The following is a 13,303-nucleotide window of genomic DNA, read 5'->3' as shown; positions in this document are numbered from 1 at the left end:
CCGCCGAGCGCGCCGCGCTGCTGGCCAAGCGCGAGCGGCTGGAGCAGGAGGGGGCGCTGCCGCCGCGGCGCCGCCGACCGCGCCGCCGCCAGGGCGCGGCGCCGGAGCAGGCGGGGCTGCCCGGCGGCCTGGACGCGATCGATGTGGCCGCCGCCGCGGCGGCCGACCTGGACGGCGCGCTGCTGAACGGCGTGCAGCCGTCCGCCTCGCTGGCGGACGTGCTGAACCGGGTCAAGGACCGGACGCCGCCCAGCGACGCCCAGTCGGCGGTCGCCTTCACCAAGGGCGAGGAGTCGGCCGAGGTGCCGCCCGCGCGCCGCGCGGACCCACCGGCCGAGGGCCCGGGGGACGCCGCGGACGGCGTCGCGCCGGAGCCGTCCGCCGCCGGGGACGCCGGCATCCCGCCGCTGCGCTCCGAGCAGTTGCGGCTGCCCACCGACAGCACCTACCAGCTGCCCCCGCCGGACCTGCTCACCCGGGGCGGCCCCGGCAAGGCGCGCAGCAAGGCCAATGACGATGTGGTGGCCGCGCTCACCGCCGTCTTCGCCGAGTTCAAGGTGGACGCGTCGGTCACCGGCTTCACCCGGGGCCCGACGGTCACCCGCTACGAGGTCGAGCTGGGCCTGGCGGTGAAGGTCGAGCGGATCACCAATCTGGCCCGCAACATCTCCTACGCGGTGGCCAGCCCCGATGTCCGGATCATCAGCCCGATCCCGGGCAAGTCCGCGGTCGGCATCGAGATCCCCAACACCGACCGGGAGATGGTCAACCTCGGGGACCTGCTGCGCTCGCCGATCGCCACGGGCGACCCGCACCCCATGATCGTCGGGATGGGCAAGGACGTCGAGGGGCAGACCAGCGTCGCCAACCTGGCGAGGATGCCGCACATCCTGGTGGCCGGCGCCACCGGTGCGGGCAAGTCGTCCTGCATCAACTGCCTGATCACCTCGATTCTGATGCGGGCCACCCCGGAGGAGGTCCGGCTGGTCCTGGTCGACCCCAAGCGGGTCGAGCTGACCGCCTACGAGGGCGTGCCGCACCTGATCACCCCGATCATCACCAACCCCAAGAAGGCCGCCGAGGCCCTGCAGTGGGTGGTCCGCGAGATGGACCTGCGCTACGACGACCTGGCCGCCTTCGGCTTCCGGCACGTGGACGACTTCAACAAGGCGGTACGCAGCGGCAAGGTGCAGCCGCCGCTGGGCAGCGAGCGGGTGCTGGAGCCCTACCCGTACCTGCTGGTGATCGTGGACGAGCTCGCCGACCTGATGATGGTGGCCCCGCGCGACGTCGAGGACTCCATCGTCCGGATCACCCAGCTGGCCCGCGCCGCCGGCATCCACCTGGTGCTGGCCACCCAGCGCCCCAGCGTGGACGTGGTCACCGGCCTGATCAAGGCGAACGTCCCGTCCCGGCTGGCCTTCGCGACCTCCTCGCTGGCCGACAGCCGGGTCATCCTGGACCAGCCCGGCGCCGAGAAGCTGATCGGCAAGGGCGACGCGCTGTTCCTGCCGATGGGCGCGGGCAAGCCGACCCGGATGCAGGGCGCCTTCGTCACCGAGGACGAGATCGCGGCGGTGGTGGAGCACTGCAAGGCGCAGACCCAGGCCGAGTACCGGGCCGACGTCACCGTCGGCAGCGCCCCCAGGAAGGAGATCGACGAGGAGATCGGCGACGACATGGACCTGCTGGTCCAGGCCGCCGAGCTGGTGGTGTCCACCCAGTTCGGCTCCACCTCGATGCTGCAGCGCAAGCTGCGGGTCGGCTTCGCCAAGGCCGGCCGGCTGATGGACCTGATGGAGTCCCGCAACATCGTCGGACCCAGCGAGGGCTCCAAGGCGCGCGACGTCCTGGTCCAGCCCGACGAACTCGACGCGGTTCTGCTCACCCTCCGGGGGGAATGATCGCCCCAGGGCGCATCGCCGGTGGCCCGGCTGTCGTTGGCCGGGTTGTCGGACGGCCGTGGGGCAGCCGGATTCCACGGGCCCTGACCGACCGTCACCCCTGCTGCCGGGTGGCCTTGCCCCATCCGGACGCCCGTCTTCTCTTTCGGCCGTATCCGGGTTGATGCCCTCTCGGGGTCGCCCCATAGACTGAAAGCGCAGCAGGTGGCCAACGCTCGAAAGGCGCCATTGTGACCATCGGCAAGTCCCCTTCCGGAGACCCCGGCCGAACCGCGCGACCCAAGGCCGAGCAGGCCTCGGGCCCTGACGCGGTGAAGAAGGCCGCGGCGGATCCCGCACCGCAGACCACGCCTCCGAACACGGCGAAGAACACCGAACCGACGATCGGTCAGGTGCTCGGAGCCGCACGTCTCGCGGCCGAGCTCACCGTCGAGGAGGTCAGCGCGGAGACCCGGGTACGGGTGCCGCTGGTCCAGGCGGTGGAGGAGGACGACTTCGACCGCTGCGGCGGCGACTTCTACGCCCGCGGGCACATCCGTGCGATCGCCAGGGCGGTCGGCGCGGACGGCGACGCCCTGGTCGCCCGCTACGACCGGGCCCACGGCGGATCGCCGCTGGCCGCCCGGCCGATCGTGGCCTTCGAGCCGCAGCGGATCCGCTCCGAGCGCCGCCGCCCCAACTGGACCGGTGCGATGATCGCGGCGATCGTCGTGGTGGTCGCGGTGATCGGCTTCAACCTGACGGCCGGCAAGAGCAAGGCCCCGACGGCGGAGGCCGCCGTGGTGCCCTCGGCGCACCCGTCGGCCTCGGCCACCCACAAGAAGCCGGCCCCGCCCAAGCCCAGCCCGGTGGCGGCGGCCCCGGCGGACCGGGTCACCCTCAAGGTGAGCGCCGAGTCGGGCGACAGCTGGCTGCTGGTGCAGAACAGCAAGGGCGACCAGCTCTTCCAGGGCGACCTGGCCAAGGGCGACTCCAAGGTCTTCACCGACGCCAAGAGCCTCAAGGTGGTCTACGGCGACGGCGGCGCGGCGCACCTCTGGGTGAACGGCAAGGATCTCGGCCAGGCCGGGAACGACGGCCAGGTGGTCAAGGCGACGTACACCCCGGGCGACCCGCAGGCCGGGTGAGCAGGCCGTCCGCAGGAGCGGCCGAGGGCCCGCAGCGCAAGATCGACAACGCCGCTGCGGGCCCTTCGCGTCACCGCGCTGAAAACCTCGGTAATCTTGGCGTCATGTCCCCACGCCGCACAGTCGCCCTTGTCACGCTCGGATGCGCCCGCAACGAGGTGGATTCCGAGGAACTCGCCGGGCGCCTGGAGGCCGACGGCTGGGAGCTGGTCCTGGACGCGGCGGACGCCGACGTCGCGGTCGTGAACACCTGCGGCTTCGTCGAGGCGGCCAAGAAGGACTCGGTCGACGCCCTGCTGGAGGCGAACGACCTCAAGGGCCACGGCCGGACCCAGGCGGTCGTCGCGGTCGGCTGCATGGCCGAGCGCTACGGCAAGGAACTGGCCGAGGCCCTGCCGGAGGCCGACGCGGTGCTGGGGTTCGACGACTACGCCGACATCACCGACCGGCTGCAGACCATCCTCTCCGGCGGCAAGCACACCTCGCACGTCCCCAGGGACCGCCGCAAGCTGCTGCCGCTGAGCCCGGTCGAGCGGCAGGCCGCCGCCGAGGGCGGCGCGGTCGCGCTGCCCGGACACGGCGAGGAGACCCCGATCGAGGACCTGCCGATCGAGGACCTCCCGGAGGGGCTGGCCCCGGTCTCCGGACCGCGGATGCTGCGGCGCCGACTGGACGACAGTCCGGTCGCCTCGGTGAAGCTGGCCTCGGGCTGCGACCGGCGCTGCTCCTTCTGCGCCATCCCCGCCTTCCGCGGCTCCTTCCTCTCCCGCCGTCCCTCGGACGTCCTCAACGAGGCCCGCTGGCTCGCCGAGCAGGGGGTCCGCGAGATCATGCTGGTCAGTGAGAACAACACCTCCTACGGCAAGGACCTGGGCGACATCCGGCTGCTGGAGACGCTGTTGCCGGAACTGGCCGCGATCGAGGGGCTGGAGCGGGTCCGGGTCAGCTACCTGCAACCGGCCGAGATGCGCCCCGGCCTGATCGACGCGCTGACCGCGACCCCCGGCGTGGTGCCCTACTTCGACCTGTCCTTCCAGCACTCGGCGGCCGATGTGCTGCGCCGGATGCGCCGCTTCGGCGACACCGACCGCTTCCTGGCGCTGCTGGACCAGATCCGGGCCAAGGCCCCGGAGGCCGGCGCCCGCTCCAACTTCATCGTCGGCTTCCCCGGCGAGACCGAGGCGGACCTGGCCGAGCTGGAACGCTTCCTCACCCACGCCCGGCTGGACGCCATCGGCGTCTTCGGCTACTCCGACGAGGACGGCACCGAGGCGGCCGACTACGACGGCAAGCTCCCGGAGGACGTGGTAGCCGAGCGGCTGGCGCGGATCAGCCGGCTCGCCGAGGAGATGACCGCGCAGCGCGCCGAGGAGCGGATCGGCAGCACGGTCACCGTCCTGGTCGAGTCGATCGACGAGGACGCCGAGGAGAACGACGGCGACGGCTCGGTGATCGGCCGCGCCGAGCACCAGGCCCCGGAGACCGACGGAATCACCTCGCTGACCGGGGAACTGGACGGGGTGAAGGTCGGCGACCTGCTGGTGGCCAAGGTCGTGGCCAGCGAGGGTGTGGACCTGATCGCCGAGGTGCTGGGGACGGCTGCCGGGGTGGGCGCGTGAGCGCAGGCGCCGAGGGGGGAGCCAGAGGCGGGGCCGTCAGGAGCACGGCCGGCCAGGACGGCGGCGCCGGCAAGACCCCGCAGCTGGAGGTCCGGGACGAGTCCGGGGGCCGGCCCAGCCTGTGGAACATCCCCAATATGCTGACCATGCTGCGGCTGCTGATCGTCCCGGTCTTCGCCGCGCTGCTGCTGGCCGACGGCGGCCACGACCCCAAGTGGCGCGCGGTGGCCTGGGCGTCCTTCGCCATCGCCATGATCACCGACCTTTTCGACGGTGAGCTGGCCCGGCGGATGGGCCTGGTCAGCGACTTCGGCAAGATCGCGGACCCGATCGCCGACAAGGCGATCATGGGCACGGCGCTGGTGGCCCTCTCCGCGCTGGGCGACCTGCCGTGGTGGGTGACGATCGTCATCCTGGTCCGTGAGATCGGAATCACACTGATGCGGTTCTGGGTGATCCGGCACGGGGTGATTCCGGCCAGTCGCGGCGGCAAGCTGAAGACCCTCACCCAGGGCATCGCGGTGGGCATGTACGTACTGGTGCTCAGCGGACCGCTGGCGAGTGCGCGGGCCTGGCTGATGGGGGTCGCGGTGCTGCTCACCGTGGGTACCGGGCTCGACTACGTGCGCCAGGCCGTGGTGCTGCGCCGGGCCGGGCTGGCGCGTGAGCGGGCGGCTTCCTCGTGAGCGCTGCCGGCGCGGCCGAGGAGGTGCTCGCGGCGCTGGTGGCGGCCGGTGCGACGGTCGCCGTGGCCGAATCGCTGACCGGCGGTCTGCTGGCGGCCGAGTTGGTCGCCGTCCCCGGTGCCTCCCGGGCGTTCCGGGGCTCGGTCACCGCCTACGCCACCGAACTCAAGGGCTCGGTGCTCGGCGTGGACCCGGACTTGCTCGCCGCGAAGGGAGCGGTGGACCCCGCCGTCGCGGAGCAGATGGCCGAGGGCGTACGGCGGCTGATGGGGGCGGACTACGGGGTCGCCACCACCGGAGTGGCCGGTCCCGACCCCCAGGACGGGCAGCCGGTGGGCACCGTACACCTGGCCGTGGCGGGGCCGAAGGGAGTATTCCGCTCCTCGCTCCTGTTGTCACAGGGGCGTGCCACAATCCGACGCAGGACCGTGGAGGCCGCCCTCGCGCTGCTGGGCGAGGCACTGCGATCCGGCAACAGTGAAGGTCCGGAGGGTTAGTGAGGGTGGTCCCACCGGGAATAGGAACAAGTGATGGACCGGAAACAGTCGGCGTCCATACCGCGAACGGCAGGGGAGGGGCCATGGATACAGCTCAGAGTGAACACGACCGGGCTCCCCGCACGCGACGCGGGCCAAGCGGTACGGTGGGGCAGTGACGTCTCGAGCCGCGGTCCAAGGAGGGAGCCACCGATGATTCTGCTCCGTCGTCTGTTGGGTGACGTGCTGCGTCGGCAGCGCCAGCGCCAGGGCCGCACCCTGCGCGAGGTCTCTGCCGCCGCCCGGGTTTCGCTCGGCTACCTGTCCGAGGTGGAACGCGGTCAGAAGGAGGCCTCCTCCGAGCTGCTCTCCGCCATCTGCGACGCCTTGGACGTGCGTATGTCCGAGGTCATGCGTGAGGTGAGCGACGAGCTCTCGCTCGCCGAGCTGGCTGCCGGCGAGCCGGTGCGGCCGGTCCTGGTCGAGCCGGTGCCGGTACCCGCCGGTGCGCCCGATCGAATGCCGTCGCTGGTTCCCAAGGCCAGCGCCATGGACGTCGTCGCAGCCTGACGACGACCCCCGGCACCTGTGCGCCGGTGACTCCCACCCGGAGTCACCGGCGCACTGCTGTGTGCTGCGCGCCCCTTTGTGCATCGATCGGTGCATCGATCGGCCTTATGCGATCTGACCGCTTTGTCGGTATCTGGCTACGATGGAATTTCTGCTCCGCCGCTCCTGGCGGGCTCTCCAAGGCGGTGCTGAATGAGAAGGCCCTCGATAGCCGGTGGATTCCCGCACCGGAGCCCGCTGCTGTGGGGGGCGACCGCGGTGGCGACCCTCGCCTGCTGGGGCGCGTTGCTGAGCGGGCTGCTCAGTGCACGCAGCGGGGTGGGGCTGATGTTCGCCGGGGGGTGGACACTGAGTCTGCTGCCGGTGCACAGCACCCGCTTTCGGCCCCGCCGTAGGGTGCGTCCGCCGGTGGAGCCTCCGGACGGTTCCTAGCTGCGGATCGTGGACGGCCTGTCGCGCAGTTCCCGCGCCCCAGGGGTCGGCAGCCGGCCCGGTTGCACATGGTCAGGGGCGCGCGGAACTGCGCGATCAACCAGGCGGACGCCGCAGTCAGGCGCGGAGCCGGAGCCCCCGTGGGGTCGGGTGGAAGCCGGCGGCCTCCAGCGGGGCGCTCAGCGCGGACGTCAGTGCGGCCTCGCCGTTGATGCGTTCCACGGCGAGGGCGGGGACGACGCCCGAGTGCACCGCGCCGGTGAGCGCGTCCGCGGCCGCTCGCAGGGTGGCCTCGTCCGGCGCCCAGGACAGCATCGACTTGCCGCCGCGTTCGAGGTAGACCGTCAGTTCGCCGTCCAGCAGGACCACCAGGGAACCGGCCTTGCGCCCCGGCTTGTGGCCCGAGGTCTGCCCGGCCGGGGCCTCCGGCCAGGGCAGTGCGGCGCCGTAGGCGTTGGCCGGGTCGGCGGCGGCGAGTACGACCGCGCTGGGAGCCCGGTCCTCGGTGCCGCCGCCGGGGAGCCGGGTCGCGACGGCGCGGAGCCGGTCGATGGCGCCGTCGGTGGCGAACTGGGCCGCGCCCAGGCCTTCGACCGCATAGCCGCGCCTGGTGCGGCCGTTCTCCTCGAAGGCCGTCAGCACCCGGTACACCCCGGCGAAACCGCCGGGCGCCCGCTCGGCCTGCACCGCGCCCCGGGTGACCACGCCATGGCGGTCCAGCAGGGTCTGCGCCAGGGCGTGGGTGCGCTGGGTCGGATCGGCCACCGGGGCGGGCAGCAGTGACCAGCGCCCGGCCGTGGTGGGCAGCGACGAGCTGCGGGCGGCGGGGCGCGCGCTGCCGTAGCGGGCGCGCGGCGTCGCCCTCGGTGCGCGATGGGCGGTGGCTCCGGCAGTGCGTCCGGAGCCCAGCAGGGCCCGCAGCGGAGCGAGGGTGTCATTGGTCAGCCGGCCGGCCCAGGCCAGATCCCACAGCGCGGTGGCCAGCTCCGCCGGGGTGGCGGTCAGGCCCTGCTGCTGGACGTGGTCGGCGATCTGCCGGAAGAACAGGCCGTAGCCCGGCGCCAGCGCCGCCAGTACGGCCCGGTGCAGCGGTGTCTGCTCCAGCGGCAGTGCGGCGGGGAGCAGCAGCGGCGCGGTGTCGGCCGGGGCCAGGGTGATCCAGCCGTCCTTGCCGGGCAGCGCTCCGGCGCCGCTCCAGAGCACCTCGCCGGAGGCGGTGAGCTCGTCCAGCATGGCCGGGCTGTAGTCGGCGACCCGGGACGGCAGCACCATGCGCTCCAGCGCCGAGGCGGGCACCAGTGAGCCCTGCAGCTGCTCGACCGCCCGCAGCAGGCCGTCGATGCCGCGCAGCCGGTGCGACCCCAGGTGCTGCCACTGCGGCAGGAAGGCGGCCAGCGCCCGCGGCGGCACCGGCTCCACCTCGTGCCGCAGTGCGGCCAGCGAGCGCCGCCGCAGCCGCCGCAGCACCTCGGCGTCGCACCACTCCACCCCGGAGCCGCCGGGGCGGAACTCGCCCTGGACCACCCGGCCGTGTGCGGCCAGCCGTTGCAGGGTGCCCTGGACCACCGCCGGGCCGAGCCCGAACCGGGCCGCGGCGTCATGAACCGTGAACGGGCCGTGGGTGCGGGCATGCCGCGCCAGCAGGTCGCCGAGGGGGTCCTTGACCGGCTCGGTGAAGGCCTCGGGAACGCCCACGGGCAGCGGGGCGCCCAGGGCGTCGCGGAGCCGTCCGGCATCCTCGATCGCGGCCCAGCGCTGCTCGCCGGCGATCCTGACGGCGATGATCCGACGGGCGGCCTCCAGTTGCGGCGGCCAGTCGGCGGCGCAGCCCCGCTCGGCGAGCTCGGCGTCGGACAGCGGGCCGAGCAGCCGCAGGGCGTCGGCCAGGCCCTCGGCGTCCTTGATCCGCCGGTCCGGGGTGAGCCGCTGGAGCTCGGCCTCCAGCTCGGCCAGTACCGCCGGGTCCAGCAGTTCACGCAGCTCGGCCTGGCCGAGCAGTTCGGCGAGCAGCCGTGAGTCCAGGGCGAGCGCGGCGGCGCGGCGCTCGGCGAGGGGGGAGTCCCCCTCGTAGAGGAACTGGGCGACGTAGCCGAACAGCAGCGAGCGGGCGAACGGCGACGGCTCCGGGGTGGTCACCTCGACCATGCGGACCCGGCGCGACTCGATGTCGCCCATCAGCTCGACCAGGCCGGGCACGTCGAAGACGTCCTGGAGGCACTCGCGGACGGCCTCCAGCACGATCGGGAAGGACCCGAACTCACTGGCCACCTGGAGCAGCTGCGCCGAGCGCTGGCGCTGCTGCCAGAGCGGGGTGCGCCGGCCCGGGCTGCGGCGGGGCAGCAGCAGGGCGCGGGCGGCGCACTCGCGGAAGCGGGAGGCGAACAGGGCCGAGCCGCCGACCTGGTCGGTGACGGTCTGTTCGATCTGCCCCGGGTCGAACACGGTGGCCTCGGCACCGATGGGGGCTTCGTCGGCGGCGGTCGCGGCGGGTGCGTCGAGCGCGCCGGGGTCGGCGAAGTCCGCCGGGAAGTCCATCAGGTCGGCGTCCGGCAGCCGCAGCACGATGCCGTCGTCGGCGTGCATCACCTGGGCGTCCAGGCCGTGCTTCTCGGCCAGCCGGGCCCCCAGCGCCAGCGCCCAGGGGGCGTGCACCTGGGCGCCGAAGGGGGAGTGCACCACGATCCGCCAGTCGCCCAGTTCGTCGCGGAACCGCTCGACCACGATGGTGCGGTCGTCCGGGAGGTGTCCGGTGGCCTGGCGCTGCTCGGCCAGGTAGGCGAGCAGATTGGACGCGGCCCAGTCGTCCAGCCCGGCGCCGTGCAGTCTGTCGGTCGCGGCCTCGGGGCTCAGCCCTCCGAGTTCGCGCAGGAAGGCGCCCAGCGCCCGGCCCAGCTCCAGCGGGCGGCCCAGGGAGTCGCCGTGCCAGAACGGCAGCTTGCCGGGGACGCCCGGCGCGGGGGAGACCAGCACCCGGTCATGGGTGATGTCCTCGATCCGCCAGGACGAGGTGCCGAGGGTGAAGACGTCGCCGACCCGCGACTCGTAGACCATCTCCTCGTCCAGCTCCCCGACCCGGCCGCCCCCCTTCTTGGGGTCCTGGCCGGCCAGGAAGACGGCGAACAGGCCGCGGTCCGGGATGGTGCCGCCGGAGGTGACCGCCAGCCGCTGGGCGCCGGGCCGTCCGGTGACCGTGCCCGCGACGCGGTCCCAGACGATCCGGGGGCGCAGCTCGGCGAAGGCGTCGGAGGGGTAGCGCCCGGCGAGCATGTCCAGCACGGCCTCGAACGCCGACTGGGGCAGCGCGGCGAACGGCGCGGCCCGGCGGACCATGGCCAGCAGCTCGTCCACGTCCCAGCTGTCCATCGCGGTGACCGCGACGATCTGCTGGGCCAGCACGTCCAGCGGATTGCGCGGGATCCGCAGCGCCTCGATGGCGCCGCTGCGCATCCGCTCCACCACCACGGCGGCCTGCACCAGGTCGCCCCGGTACTTGGGGAAGACCACCCCGGTGGAGACCGCGCCGACCTGGTGCCCGGCGCGGCCGACCCGCTGCAGCCCGGAGGCGACCGAGGGCGGCGACTCGACCTGGACCACCAGGTCGACCGCGCCCATGTCGATGCCCAGCTCCAGGCTGGAGGTGGCGACCACGGCCGGGAGCCGTCCGGACTTCAGCTGCTCCTCGACGTCGGCGCGCTGCTCCTTGGAGACGGAGCCGTGGTGCGCCCTGGCCAGCACCGGCGGGGCGGCCTTGTTCACCCCGGACTGGGCCATCAGTTGGGCGGGGGTGTGCACGTCGGCGAGCGATTCGCCGGTGGTCCGCTCGAAGGCGATCTCGTTGAGCCGCCCGCAGAGGCGTTCGGCGAGGCGGCGGGAGTTCGCGAAGACGATGGTGGAGCGGTGCTCCTGGACCAGGTCGGTGATCCGCTCCTCGACATGGGGCCAGATCGAGCTGTTCTTCTCCGGCTCCTCGGTGCCGGGCCTGCCGCCCGAGAGCTCGCCGAGGTCCTCGACCGGGACCACCACGGAGAGGTCGAAGCGCTTCTCGGAGGGCGGCTGAACGATCGTCACCTTGCGCTGCGGACTGAGGAATCGCGCCACCTCGTCGACCGGGCGCACGGTGGCGGACAGGCCGATCCGCCGGGCCGGGGCGGGCAGCAGCCGGTCGAGCCGTTCCAGGGTGAGTGCCAGGTGCGCGCCGCGCTTGGTCCCGGCCACGGCGTGCACCTCGTCCAGGATCACCGTCTCCACGCCGCGCAGCGCCTCCCGGGCGGCCGAAGTGAGGATCAGGAAGAGCGACTCGGGGGTGGTGATCAGGATGTCCGGCGGATGGGTGGCGAAACGCCGCCGCTCGGCCGCCGGGGTGTCGCCCGAGCGGATGCCCACCTCGATCTCCGGCTCGGGCAGCCCCAGCCGGGTGGCGGCCTGGCGCAGACCCGCCAGCGGGGCGCGGAGATTGCGCTGGACGTCGACCGCCAGCGCCTTGAGCGGTGACACATAGAGCACCCGGCAGCGCTTCCTGGACTCGGCCGGCGGCGGGGTGACCGAGAGCCGGTCCAGGGCGGAGAGGAAGGCCGCGAGGGTCTTGCCGGACCCGGTCGGCGCCACCACCAGCACGTCGGAGCCCTCGCCGATGGCGCGCCAGGCGCCGGCCTGGGCGGCGGTCGGCGCGGGGAAGGCCCCGTGGAACCACTCGCGCGCGGGCGCGCCGAAGCCCGCCAGCGGGTCGGCCGCCGGCTGGGCGGGGTCGCTGCTGGCAGGGGTGCGGGGCTCGGGACCGGCCATGCCCACCATCCTGCACCGCGGCACTGACAACGCGGCGTGTGACCGCTGGGCGGCGGATCAGGGCGAGCGAGATCCCATATCCGCTCATATCGTATGAATATCCCTGGCCACACCGTGACGACCAGGGCTTTCTCATCTGGAGGCCATGCGTGCGTGCAGTGAGCGAGGAGTGGGGCGCGGGCCGCGGCGCGAGTCGCGCCGCAGGGCTCGCCCGCTGCGCCGCCGTGCTGGCGCTGGCGGGGGTGCTGCTGGGCGGAGCGGTCCCCTATGACTCCGCCGACGCCCGGCTCTCCCTCAGCTACCTGGTGGTGGGCCGTCAGAACGGTCCCGGGGCGATGCCGTCCCTGGAGCGGGCGGTACACGCCGACGGCGGCCGGGTGGCCGCCGAGTACCCCCGGATCGGCACGCTGTTGGCGTACTCGGTCGGCACGGATTTCGCCGCCAGGGTGCGCCGGGAGCCGGGCGTGCTGGTCGCCGGTGCGAGCCGGACCGCCCCGTTCGTCGACCCCGGCGCCGGAGCGGGGACCGGGGTCTCCGGTTCGCTCACCACCGGCGCCTCCGGGCAGGGGGCGTCCGGCCAGGCCCGGTCCGCCCAGGACGCACTCCCGAGCGGGGGGTCGCTCTCCGAAAAGCTGAAGCAGGACGACACCCCGCCCGCGCCCGATCCGGACGGGCAGCCGCAGTGGAACCAGCGGATGCTGGGCGGCGGCCCGCTCCCCTCCGCCGCCGCGCTGCGCGGCACCGTGGTCGCGGTGCTCGACTCCGGGGTCGACGACACCCATCCGGACCTGCGCCAGGCCGTGGACACCAGCCGGTCGGCCTCCTGCGCCACCGGCAGCCCGGACACCAGGCCCGGGGCCTGGCGGCCCGACCCGGCGGTGGGGGAGAGCGGCCACGGCACCCATGTCAGCGGCATCATCGCCGCCGACCGGGTCGGTGACGGCGTGGTCGGGGTAGCCCCGGGCGTGCGGATCGCCGCCGTGCGCCTGCTGGGCCCGGCCGGGCAGTACTACGGCGAGAACATGGTCTGCGGCTTCCTCTGGGCGGCCGACCACGGGGCCCGGGTGATCAACGACAGCTACTTCTCCGACCCGTGGAAGTACAACTGCCCCGAGGACCCGGACCAGGCCGCGATCACCGCCGCCGTCGGCCGGGCGGTGCGCTACGCCCAGCAGCGCGGAGCCGTGGTGGTCGCCTCGGCCGGCAACGACGCCCAGGACCTGGGCGCGCCCCGCACCGACGACCGCAGCCCGAACGACCACGCCGACGGCTCGCCGCAGCCGGACCGCCGCCTCGGGGCGGAGTGCATCCGCCTCCCCGGCGGCCTGCCCGGCGTGGTCGACGTGACCGCCGTGACCGCCGACGGCAGCCTGGCCGGCTACTCCAACTGGGGCGAGGGCCGGGTTCAGCTGGCCGCGCCGGGCGGCGACCCCGACGGCGGCCCCGGCCAGTCGGTGGTGTCCGACTGGCCCGGCGGCGGCTACGCGGCACTGGCCGGCACCTCGATGGCCGCCGCCCATGTCAGCGGCGCCGCGGCGGTGGAGGCGGCGCTGCACCCGGGTGACAGCAGTGCCGGGCTGGTCCGGCGGCTGGAGCAGGGGGCGCTGCCGGTGCAGTGCCCCTCCGGGAAGGTGGGCGGCGGCGACTGCCCGGGTGCGGCGTACTACGGCTACGGGATGGTCGAACTGCCGACCCGTTAGCCGATAC

8 protein-coding genes are annotated in these 13,303 nt (G+C 73.7%); 7 read left to right on the top strand and 1 reads right to left on the bottom strand.

Annotation, left to right across the window (positions count from 1 at the left end; genetic code table 11):
- The 6 genes from TR46_RS05075 to TR46_RS05050 all read left to right on the top strand — a co-directional run.
- Nucleotides 1-1,904 (top strand): DNA translocase FtsK (locus TR46_RS05075; protein WP_084717943.1); only part of this gene is annotated, 1,904 nt, incomplete at its 5' end.
- Between the two features lie 230 nt (nt 1,905-2,134).
- On the top strand, nt 2,135-3,031 hold the full coding sequence (locus tag TR46_RS05070; protein WP_084717907.1) for a helix-turn-helix domain-containing protein: 897 nt from the start codon (nt 2,135-2,137) through the stop codon (nt 3,029-3,031).
- 104 nt (nt 3,032-3,135) lie between these two features.
- Nucleotides 3,136-4,650, top strand: a complete 1,515-nt coding sequence (rimO, locus tag TR46_RS05065) for a 30S ribosomal protein S12 methylthiotransferase RimO (protein WP_042394039.1) — start codon at nt 3,136-3,138, stop codon at nt 4,648-4,650.
- Between the two features lie 83 nt (nt 4,651-4,733).
- A complete protein-coding gene (gene pgsA / locus TR46_RS05060) occupies nt 4,734-5,336 on the top strand; it encodes a CDP-diacylglycerol--glycerol-3-phosphate 3-phosphatidyltransferase (RefSeq protein WP_042394220.1) in 603 nt (200 codons plus the stop codon).
- Nucleotides 5,333-5,833, top strand: a complete 501-nt coding sequence (locus tag TR46_RS05055) for a CinA family protein (RefSeq protein WP_042394034.1) — start codon at nt 5,333-5,335, stop codon at nt 5,831-5,833. Before pgsA ends, TR46_RS05055 begins: the two co-directional genes overlap by 4 nt.
- A gap of 192 nt (nt 5,834-6,025) precedes the next feature.
- Nucleotides 6,026-6,382, top strand: a complete 357-nt coding sequence (locus TR46_RS05050; protein ID WP_042394032.1) for a helix-turn-helix domain-containing protein — start codon at nt 6,026-6,028, stop codon at nt 6,380-6,382.
- Between the two features lie 549 nt (nt 6,383-6,931).
- On the opposite strand, the gene TR46_RS05045 is transcribed toward TR46_RS05050, so the two are convergent.
- Entirely contained in the window at nt 6,932-11,596 is a 4,665-nt protein-coding gene (locus TR46_RS05045; protein ID WP_174505092.1) for an ATP-dependent helicase, read from the bottom strand.
- Between the two features lie 149 nt (nt 11,597-11,745).
- Between TR46_RS05045 and TR46_RS05040 the strand changes: the two genes are divergently transcribed.
- Nucleotides 11,746-13,296, top strand: a complete 1,551-nt coding sequence (locus TR46_RS05040; RefSeq protein ID WP_236655205.1) for a S8 family peptidase — start codon at nt 11,746-11,748, stop codon at nt 13,294-13,296.
- Nucleotides 13,297-13,303 lie beyond the last annotated feature (7 nt).

The sequence above is a fragment of the Streptacidiphilus carbonis genome, assembly GCF_000787775.1.
GTDB classification, from domain to species: Bacteria; Actinomycetota; Actinomycetes; order Streptomycetales; family Streptomycetaceae; genus Streptacidiphilus; species Streptacidiphilus carbonis.
This window is presented reverse-complemented; position numbering and strand designations above follow the sequence as displayed.

Bases quoted from the DNA above. Each gene is read 5' to 3' on its own strand.
- TR46_RS05045 (WP_174505092.1), bottom strand. From the start codon at position 11,596: ATGGCCGGTCCCGAGCCCCGCACCCCTGCCAGCAGCGACCCCGCCCAG.
- rimO (WP_042394039.1), top strand. From the start codon at position 3,136: ATGTCCCCACGCCGCACAGTCGCCCTTGTCACGCTCGGATGCGCCCGC.
- TR46_RS05050 (WP_042394032.1), top strand. From the start codon at position 6,026: ATGATTCTGCTCCGTCGTCTGTTGGGTGACGTGCTGCGTCGGCAGCGC.